The organism is Enterobacter sp. PL1 (assembly GCF_945957325.1).
Lineage (GTDB): Bacteria > Pseudomonadota > Gammaproteobacteria > Enterobacterales > Enterobacteriaceae > Enterobacter > Enterobacter roggenkampii.
The window spans coordinates 1-1,016 of the sequence record NZ_CAMFKT010000088.1 but is presented as its reverse complement, the minus strand read 5'-3'; the positions used below and the strand labels follow the sequence as shown (position 1 = coordinate 1,016).

The window sequence follows — 1,016 nt, the reverse complement described above, 5'->3', positions numbered from 1 at the left end:
CTAAGGAAGGTGCGAACAAGTCCCTGATATGAGATCATGTTTGTCATCTGGAGCCATGGAACAGGGTTCATCATGAGTCATCAACTTACCTTCGCCGACAGTGAATTCAGCAGTAAGCGCCGTCAGACCAGAAAAGAGATTTTCTTGTCCCGCATGGAGCAGATTCTGCCATGGCAAAACATGGTGGAAGTCATCGAGCCGTTTTACCCCAAGGCTGGTAATGGCCGGCGACCTTATCCGCTGGAAACCATGCTACGCATTCACTGCATGCAGCATTGGTACAACCTGAGCGATGGCGCGATGGAAGATGCTCTGTACGAAATCGCCTCCATGCGTCTGTTTGCCCGGTTATCCCTGGATAGCGCCCTGCCGGATCGCACCACCATCATGAATTTCCGCCACCTGCTGGAGCAGCATCAACTGGCCCGTCAATTGTTCAAGACCATCAATCGCTGGCTGGCCGAAGCAGGCGTCATGATGACTCAAGGCACCTTGGTCGATGCCACCATCATTGAGGCACCCAGCTCGACCAAGAACAAAGAGCAGCAACGCGATCCGGAGATGCATCAGACCAAGAAATGCAATCAGTGGCACTTTGGCATGAAGGCCCACATTGGTGTCGATGCCAAGAGTGGCCTGACCCACAGCCTGGTCACCACCGCGGCCAACGAGCATGACCTCAATCAGCTGGGTAATCTGCTGCATGGAGAGGAGCAATTTGTCTCAGCCGATGCCGGCTACCAAGGGGCGCCACAGCGCGAGGAGCTGGCCGAGGTGGATGTGGACTGGCTGATCGCCGAGCGCCCCGGCAAGGTAAGAACCTTGAAACAGCATCCACGCAAGAACAAAACGGCCATCAACATCGAATACATGAAAGCCAGCATCCGGGCCAGGGTGGAGCACCCGTTTCGCATCATCAAGCGACAGTTCGGCTTCGTGAAAGCCAGATACAAGGGGTTGCTGAAAAACGATAACCAACTGGCGATGTTATTCACGCTGGCCAACCTGTTTCGGGC

Annotated in this window: 1 protein-coding gene; it reads left to right on the top strand. The window is 54.7% G+C overall.

Annotated features, from left to right (window positions below; genetic code table 11):
• Positions 1-72: 72 nt before the first annotated feature.
• Positions 73-1,016: IS5-like element IS5 family transposase (locus N6P30_RS24370; RefSeq protein WP_260630012.1), on the top strand; the 944-nt coding region annotated here is incomplete at its 3' end.